The organism is Chryseobacterium sp. GP-SGM7 (assembly GCF_049166575.1).
GTDB lineage: Bacteria > Bacteroidota > Bacteroidia > Flavobacteriales > Weeksellaceae > Chryseobacterium.
Genome location: NZ_JBMHFF010000008.1, coordinates 1 through 26,898 on the forward strand (window position 1 = coordinate 1; position 26,898 = coordinate 26,898).

Here is a 26,898-nt window from a genome sequence, read left to right on the forward strand (position 1 = left end):
CATTATTAGGAAGTTCGACCGTTGAGACTTTATAATTTTTAAATTCTTCTGCATATTTTTTAACCGCTTCTTTTCCTGCTTTATCCTGGTCAAAACAGAAAATAATTTCTTCTAATTCTTTGAGTTCCTTTATCGCTTTTAAAATTTCCTCATTCAATCCATTCGTTCCAAAACAACTTATCAAACTGTAATTGTCTCGTATTTCTTTTATCTGGAGTAAACTTGCACAATCGATAATCGCCTCCGTTAAAATCAGTTTTTTAGTTTCCTTTTTTGGATAATTGGGATAAATTCCGCTGCGGTTTTTTAAGTAAAAATGTTTTGCTTCTTTATTATTTACAATGCTTCTAAAATAAAAGCTCACGATTTGATTTTCTTTATTTTTCAATGGAAAAACAATGCTTTTGATGCCGAAGGTTTTATACGCTTGTCCTCCTGTTCTGCTGTTGGTTCCTGCTAATGACAATAATCCTACATCTAATAAATTTTGTATCAATCCTTTTTCTCCGCCTCTTCTTTCTGCATAATGCAATTGTCCGCTGTTAAATCCTATTTCTAATTCTTCTACCAATAACGCTCTGCTTTTTACATAGTCTTTCGCAGGAACACAATTGAAAATTCCTTTCCTAAAGCTTAAATATACTTTCTCAAGGAACTGTATTTTTGTATTTTGTACAATGTCGGATGTACTTTTTTCTTTGCTTTCAGTACGTTGTACATTATACATTGTACTTTTTACAAAGCTTTCAGCTTTTAAAATCGCTTCGTGTTTTGATAGTTTCTCAAAGTCTTCTATAAATTGTATCACGTCTCCAGTTTTTCCGCAAGCATGGCATTTGTAAAAGTTCTTTTCTAGATTCACCTGAAGACTTGCAGTTTTATCATCATGCATAAAACATTTAAGCATTGAGTTTTTAGGTTGCAGATTATAATGCTTCAGGACTTCGGATAAACTTAAACGTTCTTTGATTGCTGTAATCTCCATGAATAAAGACTTTTACTATTTTGTGGTTAATTTCACTACTACAAAAATAAAATAAAGTTTTTATTTTAACAACTTAAATGTTTTTAATTTTACAACTATTTGTAAATAATTGTCATTTTCAATACTTTTGTCTTATGAGTTTAGCAGATAACATTAAAGATATAAGAGAGCAGAAAAACCTTAAACAAATTGAGGTAGCCAATTATATTGGCGTTGATAAATCTGCGTATTCTAAAATTGAAAAGGGAACAAGAAGTTTAGCCGTAGAAGAACTACAGAAGATGGCGCAGCTTTTTGACATGAATACCGATCAAATCATTAATCATGATGGTTCTATTCCTAAAGAAGTTATCTTGGAAGATAAAACAGAACTCGAACAGATTAGATTAATACAACAGCTCGAAGAAGAAGACAAGCAAACCATTTTCCGACTCGTGGAAAAAATGCTTACCAATAAAAAGTTTAAAGATTTTTTTGCTAAAAACGCAGCCGCTTTATAAAATAAAAACCCATCGCAATTGCGATGGGTTTCTTTATTATCTGCCACACGATATAATCGTGCGGTAGCGGGGGTAGCGGGGGCTATAAAACACAAAAGACCTCGCAAAATGCGAGGTCTTTTTTATTATCTGCTACGAAGTTACAAACTTCGCAGAGCGGGAGCGAGACTTAATCTATAGGTACAAAACCTCCATTTTCAAACAAAAAAGGAGGATTGAAGATTGTATCTTTTTTAATTTTTCCTTTAATTGTATCAAAAAGCATTTCACTTTTTATATATTGTTTTTTACCATCGTGCATAAAACCATATATCGAAAATAGCTTACCATTCTTAGTATAAAAAATCCATTCACCTCTTTTTAAATACAAATTCTTATCTTTAAAATAATCACCCTCTCCCTCACTTGCAACTTTGCCATTTTTATGATACTCTGTAGTTGTATAATTGTGAGGAGCTTTGAATAAGTAAGAATATGATCGTACTTTTTCGTCAGTGTAATATTGGTATATTTTAACGACATTTCCATTTTTATATAGACATTTGTTATCTAATTGTCCCAATTTATTATATACTTCTGACTCAACTAACTTTCCTTTTTTATATGTTGCTTTTGTTGTGACTCCATTAGCTTTACTTATTTCTGTATAATCTTCTTTTTTGCAAGAATGTAATAAGATAATAAAACATACCAATATCAAGCTTAAGTTTTTCATATTATTTTTGAGACTTTTTTACACTATCAATTTTTGCCTTAATATAAGGGTTTGTAAGATTATCATAATTACTTCCCGTGTGCCAATTTTGATACACATCACCAACTTTAGGAACTTTAAATTGCATTGTCGTATCTTTTTCATTATTAAAAAATGTAGCATTGATAACTGTATCATTTGATTTTTTTGAAGAATCCCCAAAAGGATTAAGCGATTGTATATCAATACCAAATTGATAAAGACCATCTTCTCCCTTAAATGTTCTGGATCTATTAAATCCGTTCAATATATACTCAAACATATTGTTTGTTTCAAGTTTATCTCTTCCCCTTGCCTTACTTGCTGTTGAAGGATCTGTCTCATTTGCTCCTCCACTAAAACTTTGCATTATATCACTTTCTGTAAAGGTTGTGAACGAGTTTATTTTTAGTATGTCAGTAATACCAACTTCATCCGTATCAAGCTTTGAAATTGAACCTCCTTCATTTAGTTGCGCATAAGCAGATTCAGTTCCCCCGTCTACACTTACATTTGATAATATTGTCCCATTTTTAGCAAAACCATCTGCACCAGGTACTTTTTGAGCCTGTTCTAAAGTTGTGACACTAGCATCATATTGCCACTTTCCATCTTTCCTGATCCAATCGCTTTCTGATCTTCCATCCGGGTCGATAAAACGTATCGGATTATTTATAGCATAATTATAAGGTGTAAATCTTCTATTTTTCTCCGCCAGCGGATCAACAACACCCCATCTTCCAATATCCGGCATATAAAATCTTGCACCGTAATCATACATTCCTGTCTCTTGCAACTCTTTACCGTTATACTTGTATTGATAACTCGGGTTTCCAGCAGTAGGATTATATCCTTCATGCTTTAAACCAAACGGGTAATAGTTATTTTCTTCAAGAACTTCTGCGCTTGTACCATTGTTAAAATAGCTTAATCTCACATTTCCCAAATGGTCTGTATAATTGTAAATATACTTATTATTTTCGAAATTAAAATATCCTTCCGATGTGGGAACAAACTTGAGTTCCGGATTTCCTGAGTAAGAAAAAGTAATACTTTTTTCGTACTGAAAACCATCCAGATAATCGGTTTCCGTCTTAGCAATGAAGTTCGTTACAATCCAGTCTTTATAGGTGTATATTTTTTTGAGCTTGATACCGTCTGCTCGGTAAGTATTGGTGGTGCTGAGATAAATCTCTGCCTGTCTTCCTCCCGTAGCCACAAATTGATCTGATTTTATATAATTAGGTAAATTCAGATAATTGTAACGTATTTCCAGAATATTTTTATCCTTATGGCTCTTCATATTTCCGTTAAGATCATACGTTATCGCATTTCCTGATGTATCGGGATATCCTTTGTAGTTTTGGGAAGTATCGGTAACGGTGCTTAATCTGTTGCTTTGATTATTATTTTCATATACATAATCAAGATTGTCAATAGCTGTAGCAAAAGCATTTCCGTCTTTAGATGCTGACCTTTTTAAGTTTGTAATATTTCCGTTAAGATCATAATCTATTTTCTCGAAATATTCTTTTGCCGTAGGATTGTCATCACGTTGATAAAAACCTGCTTTCAAACGGTTGAGACCATCATAAACATAGCCATATCTTCTGAGATTATCGCCTGTTGTTGTGTTTGTTCTCCAGTCTATTTCAGCAATATTACCGTTGTATTTTGGCTTTACTTGAAGGTTTAAAAAATCGGTGTTGGGGTTTTCCAGTCCTTCCACCTGATTATACTTTATTTTATATCCAAATAAATCTCCGCCAGTTAAGTCATTGGGATTGTTGACCTGCGTCATCCAACCTCGGATGTTGTAGCTGTAATCGATGGTTTGTAAAGGTGTTGCGGTATTTGTACCACCAACTTTTTTGTTTTAAGCTGAGACAATTCGTTGTATTCGTTCTGTGCCGGACAAAATGCTTACCAATAAAAAATTTAAAGATTTTTTTGCTAAAAACGCTACCGCTTTATAAAACACAAAACCTTGCAATTTGCAAGGTTTTTTTATTATCTTCCACACGATACAATCGTGCAGGAGCGGGGGGTTCTTTATTTATTCCGATCAAAGTCACAGACTTTGCGCAGCGGGGAGAAGTAAATATTTTACAGAAAAGACTTTGCTCCGTTTGTATATTCTATTTTGTAATGATTTTTATTTTTTTCAATGTATATAAACTTATATTTAGGCAACTGTTCTTTATTTAATTTTATGGTTTGCTTATTATCAATAGTAATTGTAACCTCTTTATTGTTAAATATAACGCAACCCGTTGTAAACCCTAACATTGGTAATGTTTTGCTTTTTTCATTGATAACTATACTATCCCCGTTTTTGACTGTGATAAGATTATCAAACTGCGATGTAAAATCTAAAAATGATTTATTTTTATCCTGAGCGTTAAATTTTTTAATCATAACTCTTGATCGTACATTATCGACAATCTCCATCTCTGTACCATATACTTCAGTTGTCTTTACAGCAGAACAGCTTATAAAAGCAAATGAAAAACAAACTATTATTCTATTAAAAGCCTTCATTATCTCGTTTTTGGTTGTTGTTGTTCTACTAAGTTTATAGCATTAGTTCTTTGTTCCGGAGTTATTTTCGTACCCGGACCTCCGGCTCGCATTAAATTATCTGGAGATGATTTTAATGTTGCTTTATCATCATGTTTGATTCCTAATGTGTGACCAGTTTCGTGAGCACCTGTTTTAGCCACATCAGATCTACCTTTATTATCAGATTTTACATATCCTGCATCATCAGCACCAAGTCCTTTTGTGGTATAGACATTAATTTGAGTTCTATTTGTCTGCGTATTGTTATTAGTATCAGTCATTCCATCAGTACGGACTACAGCATTATCAATAAATTCTTGACTTTTCCCTTTAAAGTCATCAACATTATTAGTGTCATAAGCAATGTTATAATCCCAGACCATAGTAGATTTATCACTTTGGCTAAAAGTAATATTAACCTGATTTCCAGCAGAATCCTTACCTCCAAAAGAAGAAACAATTTGAGCTTCACGATCTTTAATAAGCGCAGACATTTGAGCATTAGAAAGAGCGCCCATTGTATTATTTACAGGTTTATAGGTAAGATGTAAATTAATAGTTTTTGTTTCTAAGTTTCGGCTTGATACCCATTCCAGTCCTTCCAATTCTCTGCCATCAATAACCCTGTTTTCTGCAAATGCATAAGGACTATTATATGTAAACTTTTCAGCAAGCGGATCAATATTAAAGAACCTTCCCACATCAGGCATGTAATTTCGCCACTTAAACGAATAAAAACCAGTCTCCTGCAATTCTTGTCCTTGGTACTTGTAATTATAACAACCCTGCAAAATGCGAGGTTATTATTTATTCACCCCACTATAAATCGTAGGGTAGCGAGGGAATTTTATCTTTTTCCTTGGGTTAGCATCAGTAGATTATCCCTTAAATTTTTATCAACTAAATATTTTTTATTATTTATTTCAATAACTCCGATACCAGAACAAAAATCTAATTTTTTAGAACCATCATAAATTGAACCATATACTCTGGCATCAATACTTAAATCTTTTGAAGCAGGTTTTAATTTTGAAAAACTACTTAATAAATTATCATTTTCTTCATCGGATAAAATAACACTTTTTAAATTCGATGCCTTTCTTAGATTTTCACATTTCACTGACGTTATTGTGGTGGTATATAAATTTATAAAATTTATCTCTGGAATGTTTTTTTTACAATTATAAAGAAATAAAAAAATAAATATAATCAAGAATTTATACATTTTAATCATTTTTCTTTTTTGGTGTTAATACTACTTCTTGTATTTCATTTGGTTTTCTAGTTGATGTTACACCTACTGTTGTTATGATATCTCCTTCATGATCATTTCTTGTTACCTCTTTTCCTTTAGTAAGTTTAAGTTTCTTTGCAGTAGATTGTTCACTCCCTTGAATAACTCTCATCTCTTCAGCATTATGATAAGCATCTCCTGTAGGTTTTAATACATTAAGCATATGCTTTTCTGGATCTTTGAAATAATCTTCTGCATGATCCATCTCGTGATCTAAAACTGCAACAGGTGAAAGTCTCTTGCCTGTATTCTTAGATTCTATTCCCTTTATTGGATTCCATATAATTGTATCTACATTATCAAATTGAGCTCCAACATTATCAGTATAGCCCATATTTGTAACTTTTACCTTCTCTTTTCTAGAATCCAGAGCTTTAAGATTTTCTCCCGCTCCATTTTTAATTAAATAATTTGCTGCGTTATGGAAAGCAATTACATATTTATTTTTTCCTGTGTAATTAGAACCATATTTATAATCATATGACTCCATTTTACCATTAGACGCTTTATACCAAATAATAATATCATTACCATCGGGATCTAAATACTTTATGGGGTTATTTATAGCATAATTATATCCTGAAAAAGGAAAATGTTTTTCAGCTTTGTTGTCTATGACTCCCCATCGTCCAATATCCGGCATATAAAACCTCGCGCCATAATCATACATTCCTGTTTCCTGAAGCTCCTTTCCGTTGTACTTGTATTGGTAACTCGGGTTTCCAGCAGTAGGATTATATCCTTCATGCCTTAAACCAAACGGGTAATAGTTATTTTCTTCAAGAACTTCTACGCTGCTTCCATTGTGAAAATAACTTAATCTCACATTTCCTAAATGATCTGCATAGTTGTAAATATACTTATTATTTTCGAAATTGAAATAACCTTCTGATGTAGGAACAAACTTGATCAGCGGGTCAGCCGAGGTAGAGATTATCTCATATTGAAAACCATCCAGATATTCTGTTGTTTTTTGTTTAAAAACAGATACTTCACTGTATTTATATATTTTCTTTAATTTGGTACCATCAGCTCTGTATAAGTAAGTAATGTTATTATTGAGCCAGCGGCCTCTTGTGAAATACAGCTGGTCAAACTTGGTATAGTTGGGAAGATTCAGAAAATTATAATCAATCTGCAAGATTCCTTTATCTTTCTGGTCTTTCATGTTTCCGTTGTCGTCATATGCGATCGTATTTCCCGAGATATCGGGATAGCCAAGGTAATTAGACGAGGTGTCTGTAACGGTATTGAGTCTATTTCCTGTGTATGAATAAGCAAGATTATCGATCTGCTCTGCCAAGCCCGATGCAGCCTTGCTTTTCCTTTGGAGAGAGGTAATATTTCCGTTCAGGTCATAAGATAATTCCTCATTGTAGAAATTATTCTGCGGAACGGAAGATTGGGGTTCCTGATAAATTCCTTTTAACAATCTGTTGAGTGAATCATATTGATATCCATATCTTCTTATTACCCCATCGTTGACAGTTTTCCAGTCGATCTCAGCAATGTTGCCGTTGTATTTTGCAGGAGAAAGCGAAGTGTTGACTGGGTTTTGGTATTTTATTTCATACCCGAAAAGCTTGCCGTTTAAATTATTCGGATCATTAATTTTAGTCATCCATCCTCGGATGTTGTAGCTGTAATCAATGGTTTGCAAAGGTGTTGCAATATTCGTTCCACCAACTTTTTTGGTTTTAAGCTGAGACAATTCGTTGTACTCGTTCTGAGCCAATATCTCTTCCGTATTGTTGTCTACTTTATGTTTATGGGTCAGCAACCGATTCTGATGATCGTAAGAGAAAGTCTCGGTGATTACTTTTTCGGTGTCGGTTGACAATCTTTTGTGATAGGTTTTGGTCTGCAGTACCGCTCCCGAAAAATCAAGATCAGATTCTGTTTTGGTGTAGCCTCCCAAATGATTGATCGCATAACTTCCGACAGGTCTTCCTTTGGTATCGTAATAAGAGTAGCTTTTCGTCCAGTTATCATCTTCTATATTCTTTACCAATGTCATTACGGGAAGACTTTTTGTGCTTTTCCCCAATGTGGCAGCATTATCCGTCAAAATCGTTTTTCCGTAAATCGTAGAAGGAAAAGCAGGATTGAAGCTGTAAGAAGGATAAGTGTCGTAATAATTAACTGACAGTACCGTTTCAAGATAAGGAAACATTCCGTTAGAATAATAAATCTGCATTCCGTTCTTTGCAAAGCCTCCTGTATCTCTGTTTTCTGTAATTACCAGATTTCCTATCATATTCTGCATCCCTGCTCTGTCACTGCCCGATACAATTCCTGTATAAATTATCCTCCCGAACCTGTCATATTTTGTGAAAAGCCATTTACCAGTGGGTTGCATTACTGCGTCCTGAGTGAATATCAAACGATCTGCTTTATCATACACCATATATTCCCAGCCTTTTCCGGGTAGCTTCTTTTCTACCAAGCGGTTTTCGCCGTCGTAACGGTATTGGTAGCAAAGATTATTAAGGGTTGTTTCATCAAGTGTCGCAATCGAAGCCAAAGGCGGAATAACAAATGCCAATTGATTGTATTCGTTATAAACATAATAGGTATCAACTTTTGTAGTGGCATCAAGCATTTTTCTTACGAGTAATGTCTGCCCCTGTCCGTTTTTAAATTCAATGGTTTTGTTGCCGTCCTCGTCGGTCACCGTATTTTTGTAAAGTTGAGACGAGGCGTAAGTTCCGGTACTGTTTACTGTGGATTTCGTTGCGTTGTTCTCCCAAACAGTAGTTGTAGTAAATTTGATAACCTCTCCTGCAATATTGGCATCATAGTCGAATTTTACAGGTTTATTGCTCCAATCGTTACCAACCTGGATCTGCTGTTGAATTCTGTCTAAAGGAGAATTTTCTAAAATCTTTTCTGAATAAATCTTTTCTGAACCGTAAATAGAAGAAGTATTTCCGAGCGGCGACGGAATAATCGCTCCATTCTGAGTTGAAGATTGAGGAACAGGAAGAAAGTCTTTCACCTGTCTTCCAAAACCATCATATTCTATATGAGTGACCACATCTTTTCCCAGTGGAGATGCTTTTACGTTAACTACCTGCTTCGGTCTTCCTAATCCATCAAAATACTGAACGGTTTCTGCTGTTTTAGTTGGAGTAGTTCCGTTATAATCGAGGTAGGTTTTGGTATAAACATAATTTTCGGTATTGGTCAGCTGAGCCTGCGAAAAGCCTGCAAGAAATAGTGCTCCAACCGGGATTAATATTTTTTTCATATTTGAGTTTTATGGTTTGTAGTTGTATTTGAATTCTTTTAAAATCTTCCCTTCTTCATCAACTATTTTCTCAAGCCTGTTGGCAGAATCATATTTATAAATCTCTCTGATTCCGGATGGTGGGGTGATACTTGTTACGCCAATTAATGGATCGTAAGTGTAGGTTGCCACTTGAGAATATTGTCTCGGTATTGAGTGAACAGAATTTCTGAAAATATCTAATTTATCAATTAAGATCTGCTCCGTAGCCGTATTAATATCTGTATCCGATGCCGAAATAATTTCTGATGCTAATGGAGACACTTCATCATAACTGGCTCCTACAATTTTTGCGATAGGCTGGGTAAAATTATATCCCCAGATAATTGATGTGACAACACCATCCTTTGTGGTGTATTGCAATAGATTACCATTACTATCATACTTGTCGTAGATAACCTCAGTTATAACAACACCAGAAAGATCAGTTGTAGCCAATGATGTAGGAAGATAATGATTTACATCATTGTAAAATGTCTCAACCTTAGTGATAACATTATTATTCTTTTTATTTTCCTTTTCTAAAGGAACACCAACCATATTGGCATTGATAAGTCTGGTATTACCTTTTTCATAAGCATATTTGTAAGAGGCTACATTAGAATCCCCATCTGAAAAAAGTTGCGTCACAGATGTTGGATAATCTAAACTGTTATATAATGTATTCGTTGTCGCTGAGACAGAACTCTGTACACCATTTTTATAAAAGTAAGATTTTTCAATTTTTTGAATAGGTAGAGTAACTCCAAATTTTTCAAAATTTTTATAAGGAGATATTAATATTACATTTGAACCTATATGATTTACAAATTCTTGATAGGTATCGTATTTGTAGTTTTTAGTAATTATATTATTATAAAAATTATCCTTAATTTTTATACCATCATTCCTTTCGTATTCTGTTGAAGTATATTGATTTTCAATTTCAGATAAAATATTATTGTTTGCATCATAAACTTTTGTTGAGAACAATTGTCCCCTTAAATAATCTTGATTAGCGATAGGTACAATCGGCATAACGGTGAACATATGCGATTGATTAGGAAAATCTAGGGGTGATCTGAATTTATGTACCGTTTTTCCTTTTTTATTATTTTGTAAATCAATATCTTCAATTGTAACATATTGATATCCTACATCAGAACCTTGTGTCTTTTGAATTGGTAATAGATTATAATTTGTAGTTACTATCAATTGTGCGTTGTATTGAACATTATGATGAGTAAATCCATATTGGTTGTCTTGAGTATAAAGTAAATTGAAATTGTCATTATAGAAATATAAAGGTTCAGGAAAAACCAACGACCCACTACTCAATAAAGGATTCGTTATGTTTTGATAATTAAAAACTTTCTTTTTTGCAGGGTTATGATTATTTACATCATTATAATATAATATTTCGCTAATTCTTATACCTCCCCCTTTTTTCTTTTTTTGTTCAATAAGAGTATTTTCTGAAGTATGTGCAACGAAGGTACTGTTTAAATTTGATGAACTAAATATAGAAGGACTATTCAATGTCATGTAATAAATCCCAGGTTCTAGAAGCGGTATATATAATTCTTTTTCTGTTATTAAGGGTGTTCCTGATGGGTAAGGGTTGCTAACTAACCCTCCAGGACTAGTTGGCTGTTGCTGATGTTCATCAAATCGATGGACTTCAACATATTGATTTAAATTATTTTTCTTAAAAATATTTAAAGTCCATGGGTAATAAATTAAATTTCCATAATAACAGCTAATTCTTACTGTTTGAGATGATGAAATGGTAAAAAATTCTTTTTTAGTAATACTAAAATCTGAGTAGCCAAGGCTATTTTCAATAGGTGTGAGTTTAATGTAGTCTTTCACACTTTGCATATTTGTATTTATATCACCTACTTCGTCGTCAATAGTAGGATAGCTACTGTAATCGTTTTCTTCAAAATTAAATTCAACTTTTCCTTTAGTAGGATACTGTATTGATTTTACTATGTTTGTAAATGTATAAGGACTTTCAAAGTATCCCCATCTGTCTTCTTTTACTGATGTTGAAAAAATAGAGGTATCAAAATATTCAATTTTATATTCATTATTTTGACCATTAAAATTTATTTCCGTCACTTTATCTAACAGAAGTTTTTTTAATTGCTTGGAAGGTCCATCGATTGGTAAAAGCTCTATTTGCGGAGAATATTTATAGTTGAATTCGTATTTTTTAATCGCAGAATTATTACTAACACCTAAAAATTGTGATTCTATGGTCTTAAGTTTATATAAGTCTTGTGGGTTTTGATAATTAGAATCTTCTCTTCCTTTCTCATATGTTAAAATTATTTTTGCTCTATCCTTTACAATAATGCTTGTAAGTATTTTTGTTTGTGAAATATTATGAACTGTTGAAGATTCCAAACTTCCCGGAATTGATGTATCAACGTTAAAGTTTAATATAGGATCATCATCATTATAAAAAATATTATAAGCATTTCTACGCACTAAATTTGGGGCTTCTTCATAGTTTATGTTTGCATTTAAATCATAGGTAAATAATAGCAAATTATCATCTGATGGACTGTCAACTTTGCCGAGCAAATAGGAAACAGGATAATTTCCTGGATCAAAATTAGACGTCATCATAGGAGTTTGATTATGAAGTCCTATTTTTATAGTTGTAACAGTCTGTGATGACTTTTCAATTACATTAAAAGTATACTTCACGCCTTTATCATCAATAACTACAAATTCGGTAATTTCTTGAGACAAATTATCTACCTTACAAGTTATTTTTAAGTTATTCTTATCCAATTTTTCAACAATTCTCCCAGCCCCCTCTTTTTTTACATAAAAGCGACCTGTATATCCCATAAAATTATATTGATACAAATCATATTCTGTATCATATCTTCCCATGGCAGCATTAAAAGCATACTCAGATGTATTCAATCCAACAGCATTATTATCAATTATTTGATAGGTTGGGTTATTATTTTGATTATAGATCCCATACTTAGTTTTTTGGGATGTCAAATCATTTTTGCTGATATTTTTTTCATCTGGAGCTCCTCCTCTGACAGTACGTGTAATTGACCCACCGACGACTAAATTCCAGCCTAATCCCTGTTCTCCCGCTTTATCTTTCGGTTTAGCGCTTAAAGGATGATATTTAAGTTGAGCATTTAAATTAATATCCTTACTGTTTGTAGGAATGTTAAAAAGTGGTATTGAAATATCGGGAATACCAGTGTAATAACTTATTGGTACTTCTTCAAACTTCATTAAATTATTTGCGGTAGGTGGTGGTAAAAATATCCTGTTAATATCCCCTATATCTTTGTTACCAAAGTCTTGTGCTGTAAAATTTACAGCTATTGAAAATAAAAGAGCAATTAATATTTTATTCATAATTTGTTTATTTTTTAATAATTTTCGCATTCGCAGTTTTCTCGTCATCAGTTTTCACCACAATCAGGTACGCTCCCTGAATCAGATTCTGCGTATTAATTTTAGTTACTTTATTCTTCGTTTTCAGACTCTGAAGTTGTCTTCCTCCCATATCATAAAGGATAATATCCGCTTCTTTAAAATCAAACCCAACTTCTACATAACAGTAATCTGATACAGGATTCGGATAGATTTTGATATTTTGTTTCTCAATCAGCTGATCAATCTGGCTTTCTCCTAGTTTCACAATCTTCCAGTTTTCCTTACCTAATTCTTCAGCACTCGTTCCTGCCAATACAATAGAACCGTCTTTATTCATCTTCAAATCAGAAAGCCTTTCCTCTTTCTTTCTCGATTCTCCTTTTACATGTTTTCTCCATTGTTCATTCCCGTTATTGTCAACGTACAGCATCCAAAAAGTTTCATCATCAGCTTCTATTCTTCCTTCAGCCTGAGTATAACCTCCAAGCAAAACGCCTTTTGAGTTTTTGTTATCACCAGTACTGATGACATTCATTCCCATCAGAATATCCCGATTTTTGAAATTATAGGATTTTTGCCATTGTTCTTCGCCTCTTTCGTTTAAAGAGATCAACCAGACATCCGTTCCTTCTTCAATTCCTACCGTTTTATTTCCTGATCGTTCAGATCTCGATTCACCACCAATTATATATCCCGACGAAGTAAATGCCATCGATCTTAAATGATCGTCACCTTTTCCTCCGAAATTCTTCTCCCATTCTACTTTTCCGTCTTTGTTAAGTTTAACAATCCAAAAATCACCCTCGCCAAAATTGTTGGTGGTTTTTGGTTGATAGTTGATGGTCGAACTTCCTGCTTCCATCTTCCTGCTTCCAACATATTCGGAACTTCTCGAATACATTCCAAGTAACGCTCCTCCGTCGGAAGTTGGAATTATTTTTTCCACTTCATCCAGTCCTTTTCCGCCTAAAATTAATTCTGAAAGTACTTTCCCGTTTTTATCCAGTGTGGTCACTGTGACATCTTTAGAGCCAAAACCGTTGGAAGAATTCTGAACATTTCCTGCCACCATAAATCCGAAATTCGTGGTTTGAATCACAGATTTGGCTTCTTCATCCTGTGATGTTCCCAAAGTTTTCTGCCAGAGTTGATCTCCAAATTCGTTAATTCGAATGAGCCAAATATCAGATCCGCCTTTAGAATCTTCTTTTTTGTCTAAGCCTTTTCCTGAATAAGAAGTTCCTGCCAATAGAAATCCTCCTTCCTGCGTAGCCACTGTTGCCGAAAGAAAATCGTGGTTTTGTCCCGAGAAATATTTTTCCCAGACTTCCTCACCCTGTTGGTTGAGTTTGACTAAATGAAAATCGTAGCCGTTATTTTGTTGTGATTTTGCAGTTGAACTTCCGGCACCCAACTTCCCGCTTCCTGCCTGTATACTGCTTCCCGTAATCAGGTATTGCTGATCGATTGTGGTGGTCACCTGCGAAAGAAAATCCTGTGTTGAAGATTGAATGTCTTTCTGCCAAACCACATTCTGAGCATGAAATCCTGCTGCAGTGCTTATCAGAAATGCACTCATGTAGAGTTTTTTCATAATTTGGTTATTAAAATTTGTACGAATTTAACTTATTTTAACTGATTATATTTTCTGATGAATAAGAATTAATAAAGACACTTCTGTATCAATACCACAAATATATTAGCGTATGACGACAAAACCTGTCGTATAATTTCTTTACGATTATCTTTTTTATATTAAAAACACTTAATTTTTAATTTCTAAAATATTACAATTGGTGTAAAAAAATCAAATTAATAATATCTGTTTTTAATTATAAAACTAAAATGAGCATTCATTTTGTCATTTCGCAGAAATCTAGACCGCTTTATTTTCAATGTTGAGATGGACATTATCGAACCACTTCGTTAGGTTTCCTGCAGAAACCGAAGATTCGACGAAGTCAATAACAGACAAACCGTTAAAATCAGGTTATTACTATTGACATTTTTAAACGTCAATTTATTTTGAAGATGGAACGACAGAGATGGAGCGATACACCATCAAAATAATGTGTAAAAATGACAAAACCCACCGAACTTCGGTGGGTTTATTTATATAAGATTAAAATTTAATCAATCAATTCAAATCTCGCGTATTCAACGATTTTCTTAGGAAGCTTGATGCCTTCCGAAGTCTGATTATTCTCCAGCAAACCCGCCATAATTCTTGGCAATGCCATTGCGAACCCGTTTAAAGTACCAGCTGAGACTTACCGTCTGCTTTGTAACGGCATTTCAATCGGTTTGCCAGAAACGTTTCAAAGTTTGAAACTGAACTTACTTCCAGCCATTTTTCCTGAGCGACACTCCAAACCTCAAAATCATAGGTCATTGCAGAAGCAAAGCCAGTTCGTGATTTTGATCAGTAAAATCAACCAGCATTGGAAGGAATAATTCTTGCTTCTTTTCTGGATTTTTTCCCAACATATTTGGGAGGTTTTAAAGCTCTAATATACAAAATCCTGCAAGAAAACACTAGTAATTTTAAATATTAATAATCAGTAATTTAAATGCTTTTTAAGGAGTGGCTATTTAATCTTTTTTTTTGCAGTATATATAAAGAGTTATTCTCACAAATCAATGATGTGGGTGAGAATCGACTGTAGGGAAATCATTCTCCGACAGGAGGTCGAAAAATCGTAAAAAAAGTCCGTTTTCACTAGTTGTGAGATGGACTCTTTTTATGTTCTAAATTTTGGTTTTTACAAGTTCGATAATATTATTTCCTTGATGAATAATCAAACTGTCACCTTTTACAGTTGCCTCCATATCATCTTTTTTGTAAATCGTTTCATTTACTTTGGCTTCCGACTTTTCTAGCACAAACGTTTTTTTGTTATTCGTAATCGAAACATTTCTGTTTTTTAGATCATAATTGAATACAACTTTCACTAAAGTTCCATCAGTTGCTTTATAAACATAATCTGTCTTTATACTTTTCTTACCATTAATGTCGGTATTATAAGCAATCGTAGAATCTATAGCTCCGTTATCGGCAAAAATTTCTGTGTTTGCAGAATCAGATTTTATAATTCCTTTATTTCCTTCTTCAGACTTTTTGCAGCTTGAGAGAGAAAGAATCAAAATACCAGTTGATAGAATAAATGCTTTTTTCATTCAGTTTATTTTATTATTAATTTAAATTAATTTTCTATATGTAGAATTTTCTTTAAATTTAATAAAACTAAAAATAAACCAGGTACTGAAAACTCAAAACTTTAAAAATTACCCAAAGGTGTAATTGATTTTCCTTTGTTTTCTGTTGAACTTTGTCTTAAAGAAAAAACAAACATGAGCATTTCCATCGCCATCGTAGAAGACGAAAAAAACTACAACAATGCGTTGAAGAAAGTGATCGATTACCAAACTGATATGAAGGTAATTGCACAGTTTTTTGATGGAAATACGGCTCTAAAAAATTTATCAGATATTTCTCCGGATGTCGTAATGATGGATATCCAACTTCAGGATATGCTTGGTATAGAAATCATCACAAAATTGAAAAAAGATTTACCATCAACACAATTTATCATGTGTACAAGCTTTGAAGATGACGAAATGATTTTTAATTCGTTAAAAGCCGGGGCAATGGGCTATCTCGTAAAAGGTGAAAGCATGGATAAAATTCTCTCATCCATTCGTGATGTTTACAACGGTGGTGCTCCGATGAGTTTTTCAATTGCCAGAAAAGTTTTAACTCATTTCGAAAGAAAAACAATCGAAGTGAAAGATTTTGAAGAACTCACAAGACGCGAAACGGAAATTGTGGAACTTTTGTCTCATGGTCTTTTATACAAAGAGATTGCCGAGAAAATATTTGTAAGCATCGACACTGTAAAAAAACACGTCGGAAATATATACAGAAAGCTTCAGGTAAATAATAAAGTTGAAGCTATAAATAAATTTAACCATTTTAAAAACTAGAGCTATGAAAACAAAATTAGAAGAAAATTTGAATTGTGAAGAGATTAAAGAAATATTAATTGAACAGATCAGAGGTCTGAATTGTGAAACATTAAGCTTTGTAGCAGGAAAGAAAATGAATTTTAATAAAGAATTTATTTATAGACAATTAGCTTGGGAGTATGAACACCCTATTCCCAAAGAAGTTAAGGAAAGTCAAGTTTCAAATGCTAGAAAATATTTTACTTTATTTCCTGAAAAGTTTATAATAAATCAATTTAGTGATACAGTAAATTTATATAGGAAAAAAAAGGAATTTATGTATATTTATTTTTTATATGAAAATGGTAATGTAAATATTGCTTTTTTGTTTAAAAACGACTTTTACAGAGGAGAGGAATTTATTGTTAATACCGATGATGAATTATATGTATTAAAAAATGAAAATTTGGTACATGTTGAACAAGATGACTATCAAAATATTAAAAATTCAATTGTAAATTTTAAAGAATTTTTCCAAGGAAATTACGCCAATTTTAAATTCACTAAATATATAATTTTTACTATGGATTTGATAGATACAAATTTTAGTAACTTCGATAATATTTCAGAGTTATTTGTAGGTGCTTTACCTTATTCAATAAATCTTAGACCCAACCTTATTGCTAAAATCCATAAAGATCTTGTAATTACAAATCAGCGTCCATATGATCCGGATTTAGGAAGTTACTATTTTAATATGGGGCACATGTATCCATAAGAAATGGAAATATTAGCAATAATTTATCAGATAGAAATAACATTATTATTTCTATACAGTATATTTTTGGGTGGCAAAAATAAAAATGCTATCCAAAAATATCTTTTTATATACCTTTTTGTTACCAATGCTATTGAAATATTATCATTAATTGGAAAATCTTATCTTAATTTGCCAACTAATGGAATTATTTATAATTTTTATTCTTTGTTTTGTCTTTCTTTTTTTTATTTCTTTTATGCGGGATCATTTGTAAAGAAAAGTAAATTGATTTTTTTAGGTCTTTACTGTTTAGCTATAGCATGTACGGTTTTTTTTATTGATTTCTTAAAGTTTGAGTATGACTATAAAATAGGTATTATCCTCGCTATGTTTTATATGTGTTCAGCTTTGTTTTGGATGGGCTATCGAATTGTAAATGTCGACAATAGAAAAATTACGAGTCACCCTAAATTTTGGGTATCTGTAGGGCTTATTCTATGGAGTTCCTTTTTTATATTAAGATCAATTCCAATGTACCTTTTTGAAAAAATTGACGAAGAATTTCAAAATATGCTGCGTACAATATTCTATATTATAAATATTGCATTTTACATTTTATTTTTCATTGCTCTTTTAAAATCAAAAAAAATACTTGATGAAAAGTCTGCCGTATGAAGTCAAGCTCACATATGCCATCTTTTTTTGCATATTAATTTTGATTATTCTGTTCGTTGTTTTTGTTGTCATAGTCTATAATAGAAAGCAGCTTCTCTACCTCAAAGAACAACAACTCAAAGAATCAGAATACCAAAACCAGCTCCTTCAAAAAGAACTCGAAAAACAAAAACTGATAGAACTCGAGCGTGAACGTATTTCTCACGATATGCACGATGATCTCGGTGCAGGGATTTCTGCTTTAAAACTTCAGGCAGAATTTTTAAAGCAAAAAGCAGAGGATGAAGATTTAAAAACAGATATCAATGAACTTCTCAAGACCTCCGAAGAAATGAATATTTCTATGAGGGAAATGCTTTGGAGCTTAAACTCAGGGAATGACACTTTAGGAGGTTTTATAGATTATTCAATAATATATGCAGAGAATTTTCTTAAAAAAACTAAAATCAAACTGTTTACAGAAATAGATAATGTAAATTCTGAAACAATCATTTCTACAGAACAAAGACGAAATCTGTTCTTATGTCTAAAAGAAGCTTTGAATAATGCCTACAAACACAGTCAGTCTGATCAACTAAAGTTATCGTTTATTCAGAAAAATAAAGAATTCCTGATGAAAATTTCAGATAACGGGATAGGAATAAATCAGGATAAAACGGAAGGAAACGGTCTCCGAAATATGAAACGGAGAATGCAAGAGCAGAAAGGGCATTGTGAAGTTACTATAGAAAACGGAACGCACTTATTTTTTAAGATAGAATTATAATTAGTTTTTAACCTTATAAAAAACGGCATCATTTCATGGTGCCGTTTTTTGTTTCAAGAATCACCCGTTTGTGTAATTGATTATGAAAATTTTATGTAAGAAATTTGACATAACAAAACTGATAACCATTTTAATCATTATTAATACTAAAAATAAATTACAATGAACACCGAAGAATCAATTCAAAAACTAACACAAGAGTTTGAAGCTGAATTAAAAGCTCTTACGAATGAAATTTCAAAAGAAGTTTCTAACATTCAGGATGACAGCGAAATTTTACAAGATAATGAGACATTATTTAAAGTTAAGAATGGGAATTATCAGTATAATTTTGAATGGAAAAAAGTAATCTTCGATTTGCCAATTCCTCAATTCACCATGAAAATTCAAAAGTTCTCTTTTGATATTCCGGAAGTAACAATGGATCTTAAAGAAATATGTTTTGATTGGGTGAAAACAAAAATGGTTCCTAAAAAAGTTGGTGAGAAACCGGAAACAACATGCAAATGGCAAGTTAAATGGCGTTTGGGTATTAAAACTAAATTTTGGGATTGTACGACAAAATGGACGCCCATTATTATCTCTGTTCCTGAAATTATTATAGAAAGAAAATGTATGTCAACGAAGATTCCTGAAGTTAGTATGAAAACTAAAGAAATGATCTTTAAAATTCCCGAAGTAACGATGATCTCAAAAAATATATCTTTCAATACGTTGGTTATTACAAGTATTAACTATAATGAATCTGAAGAAGATATTGAAAACAGCAATCAAGAAATTACAAAGATTCAGCAAAAGCTCAATGATCTTACGGTTGCATATGAAGGTAAGATGAAATATATGCAGACAGATCTTATAAATGAACAGTTTGATAATGCACAAAATGAAATTTTAAGAGAGGTAGAACCCGTGAAAAATAATATTGAAAAATCTATTGAAGAATGTAAAGGAACAATTACTGAACTGAAAAATAATGGAGCTACAGAACAATTGAAAATTGAAGAAGATAAACTAAACAAATTGATTGCAGATCTTCAAAAAATACTTCAGCCATACCAACAAACTTTAGAAATGCTAAACGAAGAAAGAAAAAAAGCTTTAGACGAAATTGAAAAATTTGAAGATGCAGCATAATTTAAAACGATAAAACGTGAAAACAGAAAATATTTTTATAATAATTGGCGTCATCATATTCTGCGGAATAATTGGTGGCATCGGAAGCTCATTGAAAGAAATGAAAGATAACGGAGGTCGTTTTTTTCTCAGAAATATAGTGTTCGGAATTTTGGCCTCTATTACCGTACCATTATTTTTAAACTTGGTATCCAGCGATATTCTGAAAAATATTTTAATAGGGAATGAAAAAGGAATTCATGATATCAATTACTTTATTTTTTCTGGCTTTTGTGTAATTGTAGCATATTCTTCCATTCAATATCTCAATTTAATATCAAGCAGAGTCGTACAAAATCTAAAGGAAGATTATGCGAATTTGAAAGTGGAAAACAAAAAAATGAAGGAAGAAGTAGAAAGAATAAATGATGTACAGAAAACAGTTTTAGTATATGATGAAAATTCTCAGCTCGAAACACTAAAACAGTCTGCCATCGTTGATGACGCAGAAACCAAAGAACTTATGAAAACAATATATAATCCTGAAAAAAAGTTTACACCGGTAGAGAAAGTTTATGATAATATATCTTCCATTGAAAATGATAAAATTCAACAGAAAATTGAGGAACTTAAAGACCGACATCTTGTGAAAGAGATTCAACTAGGAAACGGAGTAAGAGCCGTAGCATTATCAGAAGGGGTGGAAAACCTGATTTTGAAAGATAAATAAATTATTGAAAGCCCTAATTCTCCATACTAATTTACGTGTGGAGAATTTTTATTAATATATTTTTAAAGTAAAAATTTAATATTAACTAAAATTTAACTCACAAAAACTCAAATGAAGCCATCAATATAATGTTAAAAATTAAATTTTGACTAAATTTGTCTAAACTATAAAATAAACAGAAAATGAGTTACATTTCTTACATAGAAGCGAGACAAATTTTGGATTCTAGAGGGAATCCTACAGTGGAAGTTGATGTATTTACAGAAAGTGGCGCGATGGGTCGTGCTGCAGTTCCTTCTGGAGCGTCAACCGGGGAACATGAAGCAGTAGAATTGCGTGATGGCGGTTCTGAATGGATGGGGAAAGGCGTTTCTAAAGCTGTAGAAAATGTAAGAGACGTTATTTCTCCGGAATTAGTTGGTCTTCCGGTTTTTGATCAGAATTTGATTGATCAGATTATGATTGAATTGGATGGTACCAACAATAAAGGAAATTTAGGTGCAAATGCAATTCTTGGTGTTTCTCTGGCTGCTGCAAAAGCTGCTGCTGCTGAATTAAAAATGCCTTTATATAAATATGTGGGCGGTGTAAATGCAAATACACTTCCTGTTCCGATGATGAATGTAATCAATGGTGGTTCTCATTCAGATGCGCCGATTGCTTTCCAGGAATTTATGGTAATGCCGGTAAAAGCAGATTCTTTCTCTCATGCTTTGAGAAAAGGAACTGAAATTTTCCATAATCTTAAGTCTATTCTTCATTCAAGAGGTCTTTCTACTGCGGTAGGTGACGAAGGTGGTTTTGCACCAACTTTCAAAGGAACGGAAGATGCTTTGGATACTTTGCTTCAGGCAATCGAAAAAGCGGGTTACAAACCTGGAGATGATGTAATGATTGCATTAGACTGTGCCGCTTCAGAATTCTACAAAGACGGAATTTACGATTACAGAAAGTTCCAGACTGCAGATGCGCCTCAGTTCTCAAGCAGTGAGCAGGTTTCTTATTTGGCTGAATTGGCAAACAAATACCCGATTATCTCTATCGAAGACGGTATGCAGGAAAATGACTGGGAAGGTTGGAAAATGTTAACGGATAAAATAGGTGACAGAGTACAATTGGTGGGTGACGATTTATTCGTAACGAATGTTGAGAGATTAAAAAGAGGAGTTGATGAAGGTATTGCGAATTCAATTCTTGTAAAAGTAAACCAAATCGGTTCTCTTTCTGAAACAATGGCAGCAGTACAGATGGCTCAGCATAATAAGTTTACATCTGTAATGTCTCACAGATCTGGTGAAACAGAAGATTCTACAATTGCAGATCTGGCTGTAGCAATGAATTGCGGACAAATTAAAACAGGTTCTGCTTCAAGATCAGACAGAATGGCGAAATACAACCAGTTATTAAGAATTGAAGAAGCTTTAGGCGATACTGCTTATTTCCCGGGGTTGGATGCTTTTAAAATCAAAAGATAATTCATTGAATTTATAAATAACGGCGAACGAAATTTTTTGTTTGCCGTATTTTATAATAAATAGTATATTTAAAAAAAATAAATTAAAATAATGTCAGACAACAAAGTTATATTGAATTACGACGGTAATTCATATGAATATCCAATCGTGGATAGTACAATCGGAGACAGAGGAATAGATATTTCAAAATTAAGAGACCAGACAGGTCTTATTACCTTAGATTTAGGGTACAAAAACACAGGCGCTACATTAAGCGAAATCACCTATCTTGATGGAGACCAGGGAGAATTGTTCTACAGAGGTTATCCTATCGAGCAAATCGCTGAAAAATCAAATTTTACTGAGGTAATGTATCTTTTATTGCACGGAGAATTACCTACAGAAGATCAGTTTAATACCTTCGAAGGTAACATCAAAAAATATAACTTCGTAGCGGAGGAGATGAAAAAAATCATCGATGCTTTCCCTCGTTCTGCACACCCGATGGGAGTTTTATCTACTCTTACTTCTGCTTTAACGGCATTTAACCCTAAATCTGTTAACGTAAATTCAAAAGAAGAGATGGATCATGCAGCAGAATTGTTGATTGCTAAATTTGCTCATCTTGCTGCTTGGACGTACAGAAAAACTCTTGGTTTACCATTAAACCACGGAGACAACAGTCTTGATTATGTAGAAAACTTCTACAAAATGGCTTTCAGATTACCAAACGAAGAGTTTGTGATCAACCCTGTAGTAACTGCTGCTTTAAATAAATTGTTAATCCTTCACGCTGATCATGAGCAAAACTGTTCTACATCTACAGTAAGAATGGTGGGTTCTGCTCATACTGGTCTTTTTGCTTCAGTTTCTGCGGGTATTTCTGCACTTTGGGGGCCGCTTCACGGTGGTGCAAACCAGGCAGTTATAGAAATGCTAGAACTGATTGAAAAAGATGGTGGTGATGTCAACAAATGGGTTGCTAAAGCTAAAGATAAGAATGACAGTTTCCGTTTGATGGGATTCGGTCACAGAGTTTACAAAAACTTCGATCCGAGAGCAAAAATTATCAAAAAAGCTGCTGATGATTTATTAGCTGCTTTAGGAATTGAAGATAAAGCGCTTGATATTGCAATGCAATTAGAAAAAGTTGCTCTTGAAGACGAGTACTTCATCGAAAGAAAATTATATCCAAACGTAGATTTCTATTCTGGAATCATCTACAGAGCATTAGGAATTCCTACAGAAATGTTTACCGTAATGTTCGCATTAGGAAGACTTCCGGGATGGATTGCTCAATGGAAAGAAATGAGATTAAAAGGAGACCCGATCGGAAGACCAAGACAGGTTTACCAAGGAGCTAAAAAAAGAGACTATATCGATATTGCAAACAGATAATATGTTGTCTCATATCAATTTGAAATCCCAAAGTTCTTGCTTTGGGATTTTTTGGTTTTAAATTAAAAATATAATTAATGTCCGTTTTTAATCATAATAACAAAATCGACAGTCTTTTTGTCTTTCCGAAGGAATCTAAATCATTTTATTTCAACGTGATGAGATTCTTTCAGAATGACAAAAATGAAGCTAAAAATTAAATTATTACAAATTACGGATGTACATAAAAAATATTTATGAATTCCGTGAATAAGAATAAATTGGTTTTAAAGATTTGTTCTGCAGTAATCTGCACACTGAAAATACAGCGGTTTGGATTTCTGCGAAATGAGAAAATGACTGTTGATTTAGCTTTGTAATTAAAAATAGACATTCATGAAAATATTTATTTTAAAATTTAAAAAAAGATTTTGTGTGTAAATTAGAGCTGATTATAATTAATTATATCTGAAAAATTTAGATTCATCAGATGAAATTAGTAATTAATCTACAATCCTCAAAACTATTAAAAAAGTGTTGAATAGCACTTCAGCAAAAAGCTTTTCTCTTCACAAACGTTTGATTATATTTGCGCAATTCTCATGATTAATAAAATCGCATCTGTATATTTTTAAATATAAATACTCAATAATATAAAGCGATTGCATTTGATCTTTAGGATAAAAATTTCTACAAATGAAATTAAATATAAAAAACGAAACCGGAAGACTGAGATCGGTCGTATTAGGACAACCCAATTCTATGGGTGGAGTTCCCACTTTGGAAGAAAGCTATGATGCAAAATCATATCACACCATAGAGCATAATTTGTATCCAAAAGAAGCTGATATTATCGACGAAATGAACGCTTTTGAAGCTGTTTTGAAAAAATATGATGTAGAAGTTTTCCGTCCGGATATTATTGAAGATTACAATCAGGTTTTTGCAAGAGACGTTGCATTTGTAATTGATGATAAAATGATTATCTCAAATGTAATTGCTGACAGAGCCGACGAACAGGAAGCTTACAAAACGGTATATGAGAAAGTGAAATGGAGAGATATTATCAATCTCCCTGAAACAGCTCATATCGAAGGCGGTGATGTGATTGTCTGGAATGATTTTATTTTTATCGGAACTTGTTTCAGTGAAGATTATAGAAGTTATAAAACGGCTAGAACGAACGAATACGCCATAGAAATTCTTAAAGAATATTTTCCTAAAAAGAGAATTATCGACCTTGAATTAAAGAAAAATGACAGAATTCCATACGAAGGAATTTTACATTTGGATTGTACATTCAACCCGATCGGAAAAGATAAATGTATTATTTATAAAGATGGTTTTGTTGACGAAAGTGATTATAATTTAATTATTGATATTTTCGGAGAAGAAAATTGTTTCCATGTAACTGCCGAAGAAATGTTTGAAATGTTCCCGAATATTTTCTCCATTTCTCCTGAAGTTGTAGTTTCAGACAAAGCTTTTACAAGAATGAATGACCATTTGAGAAAAGAATGGGGAATGACGGTGGAAGAAATTCCGTACAGGGAAATTTCTAAGATGGGTGGTTTGTTGAGATGTTCTACAATGCCATTAGTAAGAGATTAAAATTTACGCAATACTTAATTGGTTCAAAGTAATCATCTTTTTTGCGCTGGTTCATTATTCTGAAAGGATCAGTAACTGGTTTAAAGTTTTTTCAGAATGACAAATTCACGCATATTTTTCAAAATAAAATTCAACAAAAATGCAGACAACAGATACAGTATTAATGATAGAGCCAATTGCGTTCGGATATAATGCAGAGACAGCAGAAAATAATTATTTTCAAATCGAACAAAAAGATGCAGATATTCAGTCAAAAGCTTTGGCAGAATTCAGAATTTTTGTTGAAAAACTTAAGATTAAAGGAATTAATGTTATCACCATAAAAGATACCATCGATCCGCATACTCCGGATTCTATTTTTCCAAATAATTGGGTGAGTTTCCACAAAGACGGAAAAGTGGTTTTATATCCGATGTTTGCCTCAAACAGAAGAGTTGAGCGTAGAGAAGATATTATTGAAAGCATCAAAAACCAAGGTTTTCAGGTTAGTGAAATAGACGATTGGTCGTTGCCGGAAATTCAGGGACACTATTTGGAAGGAACAGGAAGTATGATTTTCGATCATGATCATAAAATTGCTTACGGTTCGGTTTCTTTAAGATTAGATGAGAATCTTTTTAGAGAATTTTGTTTAAAATATGATTTTACACCGGTTGTTTTTCATTCATTTCAGACGGTGGGTGAAGAAAGGCTTCCGATTTATCATACCAACGTCATGATGTGTGTCGCAGATAAATTTGTAGTAATTTGCTTAGATTGTATCGACAAGGATTTGGAAAGAGCCAAAGTTATTGAAACCATTAAAAATTCAGGAAAAGAAATCATTGAAATTTCTGAAGAGCAAATGCAGCAATTTGCAGGGAATATGCTGCAGGTTCGGAATAAGAACAATGAAAAATTTTTAGTAATGAGCCAGACTGCCTATCAGTCATTAAACCCTGAACAAATTTCAAACATTGAAAACTATTGCGAGATTATCTATTCAGATTTAAATACAATTGAAGTGAACGGTGGCGGAAGTGCGCGTTGTATGCTGGCTGAAATTTTCCTCCCGAAAAATTAGTCATATCAATCATTATTTCTGAATTTATTTTATGAATATTCAAAGTTTGTCAAATCATTGTAATATCATCTACTTTTAGGTACATTTGGCAATGCAGTTTTTATTTTTACTAATTTTTACGATAAAAAATTACTAGGATATGGGAAATCATCAAATTATTGCTTCGGTTTTCCATATTTTGATGAAAATCCTATGATGCAATATATTGCTTAGAAAATTGTTCATTATTTAAGTCTCAGCATTCGCATATATATGAATTATTTCTTTTTCTTTAAGTTTCAAATAAGGAAACAGCTAAAAACTATGTTTTAAAGCTTTGCTAAATCTATTAACCAAAATTTTTTTTATTTCTCACACTTATCATACCTTCATTATTAATATAAGGAACAATTTTCATGGAAATTAGTTCTGTAAGAGTTTACTCTTTGTGTAATAGCAAGACATCATAATATTTATGGCAGCTCCCATTGAGCTTAATCTTAACAGAATCATTAAAGCAGTTTTATCTACAGCTCCGTAGGAGCTAAACCTTTGTAGAAAGATATTTCAAAACAACCAGAGCTCCTTAGGAGCGGCACTTATGTCATCTTTGATAAAAGTTTGCCGGTTCTCGTTTTGTTGATCGCCAAATCTCCTTCA

At 32.7% G+C, this 26,898-nt stretch carries 21 protein-coding genes and 1 pseudogene; 11 read left to right on the forward strand and 11 right to left on the reverse strand.

Annotated elements, in window-relative coordinates:
* A partial coding sequence (locus ACOOWA_RS17895; protein WP_421377288.1) for a CHC2 zinc finger domain-containing protein occupies nucleotides 1–985 on the reverse strand: 985 nt, incomplete at its 3' end.
* Nucleotides 986–1,119: 134 nt separating this feature from the next.
* Here ACOOWA_RS17895 and ACOOWA_RS17900 point away from each other — a divergent pair.
* Nucleotides 1,120–1,485, forward strand: a complete 366-nt coding sequence (locus ACOOWA_RS17900; protein WP_421377289.1) for a helix-turn-helix domain-containing protein — start codon at nucleotides 1,120–1,122, stop codon at nucleotides 1,483–1,485.
* Nucleotides 1,486–1,654: 169 nt separating this feature from the next.
* Here ACOOWA_RS17900 and ACOOWA_RS17905 read toward each other — a convergent pair whose 3' ends face one another.
* The 10 genes and pseudogenes from ACOOWA_RS17905 to ACOOWA_RS17950 all read right to left on the reverse strand — a co-directional run bounded on the left by ACOOWA_RS17905 (nucleotide 1,655) and on the right by ACOOWA_RS17950 (nucleotide 15,942).
* A complete protein-coding gene (locus ACOOWA_RS17905; protein WP_421377290.1) occupies nucleotides 1,655–2,200 on the reverse strand; it encodes a hypothetical protein in 546 nt (181 codons plus the stop codon).
* A gap of 1 nt (nucleotide 2,201) precedes the next feature.
* Complete coding sequence (locus ACOOWA_RS17910; protein WP_421377292.1) at nucleotides 2,202–4,019, reverse strand: RHS repeat-associated core domain-containing protein; 1,818 nt, start codon at nucleotides 4,017–4,019, stop codon at nucleotides 2,202–2,204.
* Between the two features lie 305 nt (nucleotides 4,020–4,324).
* Nucleotides 4,325–4,759, reverse strand: a complete 435-nt coding sequence (locus ACOOWA_RS17915) for a hypothetical protein (protein WP_421377294.1) — start codon at nucleotides 4,757–4,759, stop codon at nucleotides 4,325–4,327.
* The gene (locus ACOOWA_RS17920) at nucleotides 4,759–5,571 is read right to left on the reverse strand and encodes an RHS repeat-associated core domain-containing protein (RefSeq protein ID WP_421377296.1); all 813 of its coding nucleotides are present in this window, start codon (nucleotides 5,569–5,571) and stop codon (nucleotides 4,759–4,761) included. The genes ACOOWA_RS17915 and ACOOWA_RS17920 overlap by 1 nt, the downstream gene beginning before the upstream one ends.
* Before the next feature lie 56 nt (nucleotides 5,572–5,627).
* Nucleotides 5,628–6,005, reverse strand: coding sequence for a hypothetical protein (locus tag ACOOWA_RS17925; RefSeq protein ID WP_421377297.1), 378 nt, complete (start codon nucleotides 6,003–6,005; stop codon nucleotides 5,628–5,630).
* Nucleotide 6,006: 1 nt separating this feature from the next.
* On the reverse strand, nucleotides 6,007–9,324 hold the full coding sequence (locus ACOOWA_RS17930; RefSeq protein WP_421377299.1) for a DUF6443 domain-containing protein: 3,318 nt from the start codon (nucleotides 9,322–9,324) through the stop codon (nucleotides 6,007–6,009).
* 9 nt (nucleotides 9,325–9,333) lie between these two features.
* Entirely contained in the window at nucleotides 9,334–12,744 is a 3,411-nt protein-coding gene (locus tag ACOOWA_RS17935; RefSeq protein ID WP_421377301.1) for a hypothetical protein, read from the reverse strand.
* 7 nt (nucleotides 12,745–12,751) lie between these two features.
* Nucleotides 12,752–14,359, reverse strand: coding sequence for a T9SS type A sorting domain-containing protein (locus ACOOWA_RS17940; protein ID WP_421377303.1), 1,608 nt, complete (start codon nucleotides 14,357–14,359; stop codon nucleotides 12,752–12,754).
* Nucleotides 14,360–14,894: 535 nt separating this feature from the next.
* Nucleotides 14,895–15,172: pseudogene (locus ACOOWA_RS17945) on the reverse strand (aminoacyl--tRNA ligase-related protein); the annotation flags it as partial.
* Between the two features lie 341 nt (nucleotides 15,173–15,513).
* Complete coding sequence (locus tag ACOOWA_RS17950) at nucleotides 15,514–15,942, reverse strand: hypothetical protein (RefSeq protein ID WP_421377305.1); 429 nt, start codon at nucleotides 15,940–15,942, stop codon at nucleotides 15,514–15,516.
* A gap of 174 nt (nucleotides 15,943–16,116) precedes the next feature.
* On the opposite strand from ACOOWA_RS17950, the gene ACOOWA_RS17955 reads away from it, so the two are divergent.
* The 10 genes from ACOOWA_RS17955 to ctlX all read left to right on the forward strand — a co-directional run bounded on the left by ACOOWA_RS17955 (nucleotide 16,117) and on the right by ctlX (nucleotide 26,259).
* On the forward strand, nucleotides 16,117–16,749 hold the full coding sequence (locus tag ACOOWA_RS17955) for a response regulator (RefSeq protein ID WP_421377307.1): 633 nt from the start codon (nucleotides 16,117–16,119) through the stop codon (nucleotides 16,747–16,749).
* A gap of 4 nt (nucleotides 16,750–16,753) precedes the next feature.
* Entirely contained in the window at nucleotides 16,754–17,488 is a 735-nt protein-coding gene (locus ACOOWA_RS17960; protein ID WP_421377309.1) for a hypothetical protein, read from the forward strand.
* Nucleotides 17,489–17,491: 3 nt separating this feature from the next.
* Nucleotides 17,492–18,145: a hypothetical protein gene (locus ACOOWA_RS17965; protein WP_421377311.1), complete on the forward strand. Its 654-nt coding sequence runs from the start codon at nucleotides 17,492–17,494 to the stop codon at nucleotides 18,143–18,145.
* 40 nt (nucleotides 18,146–18,185) lie between these two features.
* The gene (locus tag ACOOWA_RS17970; protein WP_421377313.1) at nucleotides 18,186–18,911 is read left to right on the forward strand and encodes a sensor histidine kinase; all 726 of its coding nucleotides are present in this window, start codon (nucleotides 18,186–18,188) and stop codon (nucleotides 18,909–18,911) included.
* Nucleotides 18,912–19,073: 162 nt separating this feature from the next.
* A complete protein-coding gene (locus ACOOWA_RS17975; protein ID WP_421377315.1) occupies nucleotides 19,074–20,045 on the forward strand; it encodes a coiled-coil domain-containing protein in 972 nt (323 codons plus the stop codon).
* Nucleotides 20,046–20,061: 16 nt separating this feature from the next.
* On the forward strand, nucleotides 20,062–20,754 hold the full coding sequence (locus tag ACOOWA_RS17980) for a YEATS-associated helix-containing protein (RefSeq protein WP_421377317.1): 693 nt from the start codon (nucleotides 20,062–20,064) through the stop codon (nucleotides 20,752–20,754).
* A gap of 182 nt (nucleotides 20,755–20,936) precedes the next feature.
* Nucleotides 20,937–22,229 carry a phosphopyruvate hydratase gene (gene eno, locus ACOOWA_RS17985; RefSeq protein ID WP_267266458.1) on the forward strand — a complete coding sequence of 431 codons (1,293 nt, stop codon included), beginning with the start codon at nucleotides 20,937–20,939 and terminating at the stop codon, nucleotides 22,227–22,229.
* Between the two features lie 90 nt (nucleotides 22,230–22,319).
* Nucleotides 22,320–23,606 (forward strand): citrate synthase, encoded by a 1,287-nt coding sequence (locus ACOOWA_RS17990; protein ID WP_421377320.1) that lies wholly within the window; start codon nucleotides 22,320–22,322, stop codon nucleotides 23,604–23,606.
* A 675-nt stretch (nucleotides 23,607–24,281) separates the two neighbouring features.
* Nucleotides 24,282–25,196, forward strand: a complete 915-nt coding sequence (locus tag ACOOWA_RS17995; protein WP_421377322.1) for a dimethylarginine dimethylaminohydrolase family protein — start codon at nucleotides 24,282–24,284, stop codon at nucleotides 25,194–25,196.
* Nucleotides 25,197–25,335: 139 nt separating this feature from the next.
* Complete coding sequence (gene ctlX / locus ACOOWA_RS18000; RefSeq protein WP_421377324.1) at nucleotides 25,336–26,259, forward strand: citrulline utilization hydrolase CtlX; 924 nt, start codon at nucleotides 25,336–25,338, stop codon at nucleotides 26,257–26,259.
* The last annotated feature ends 639 nt before the right edge of the window (nucleotides 26,260–26,898 follow it).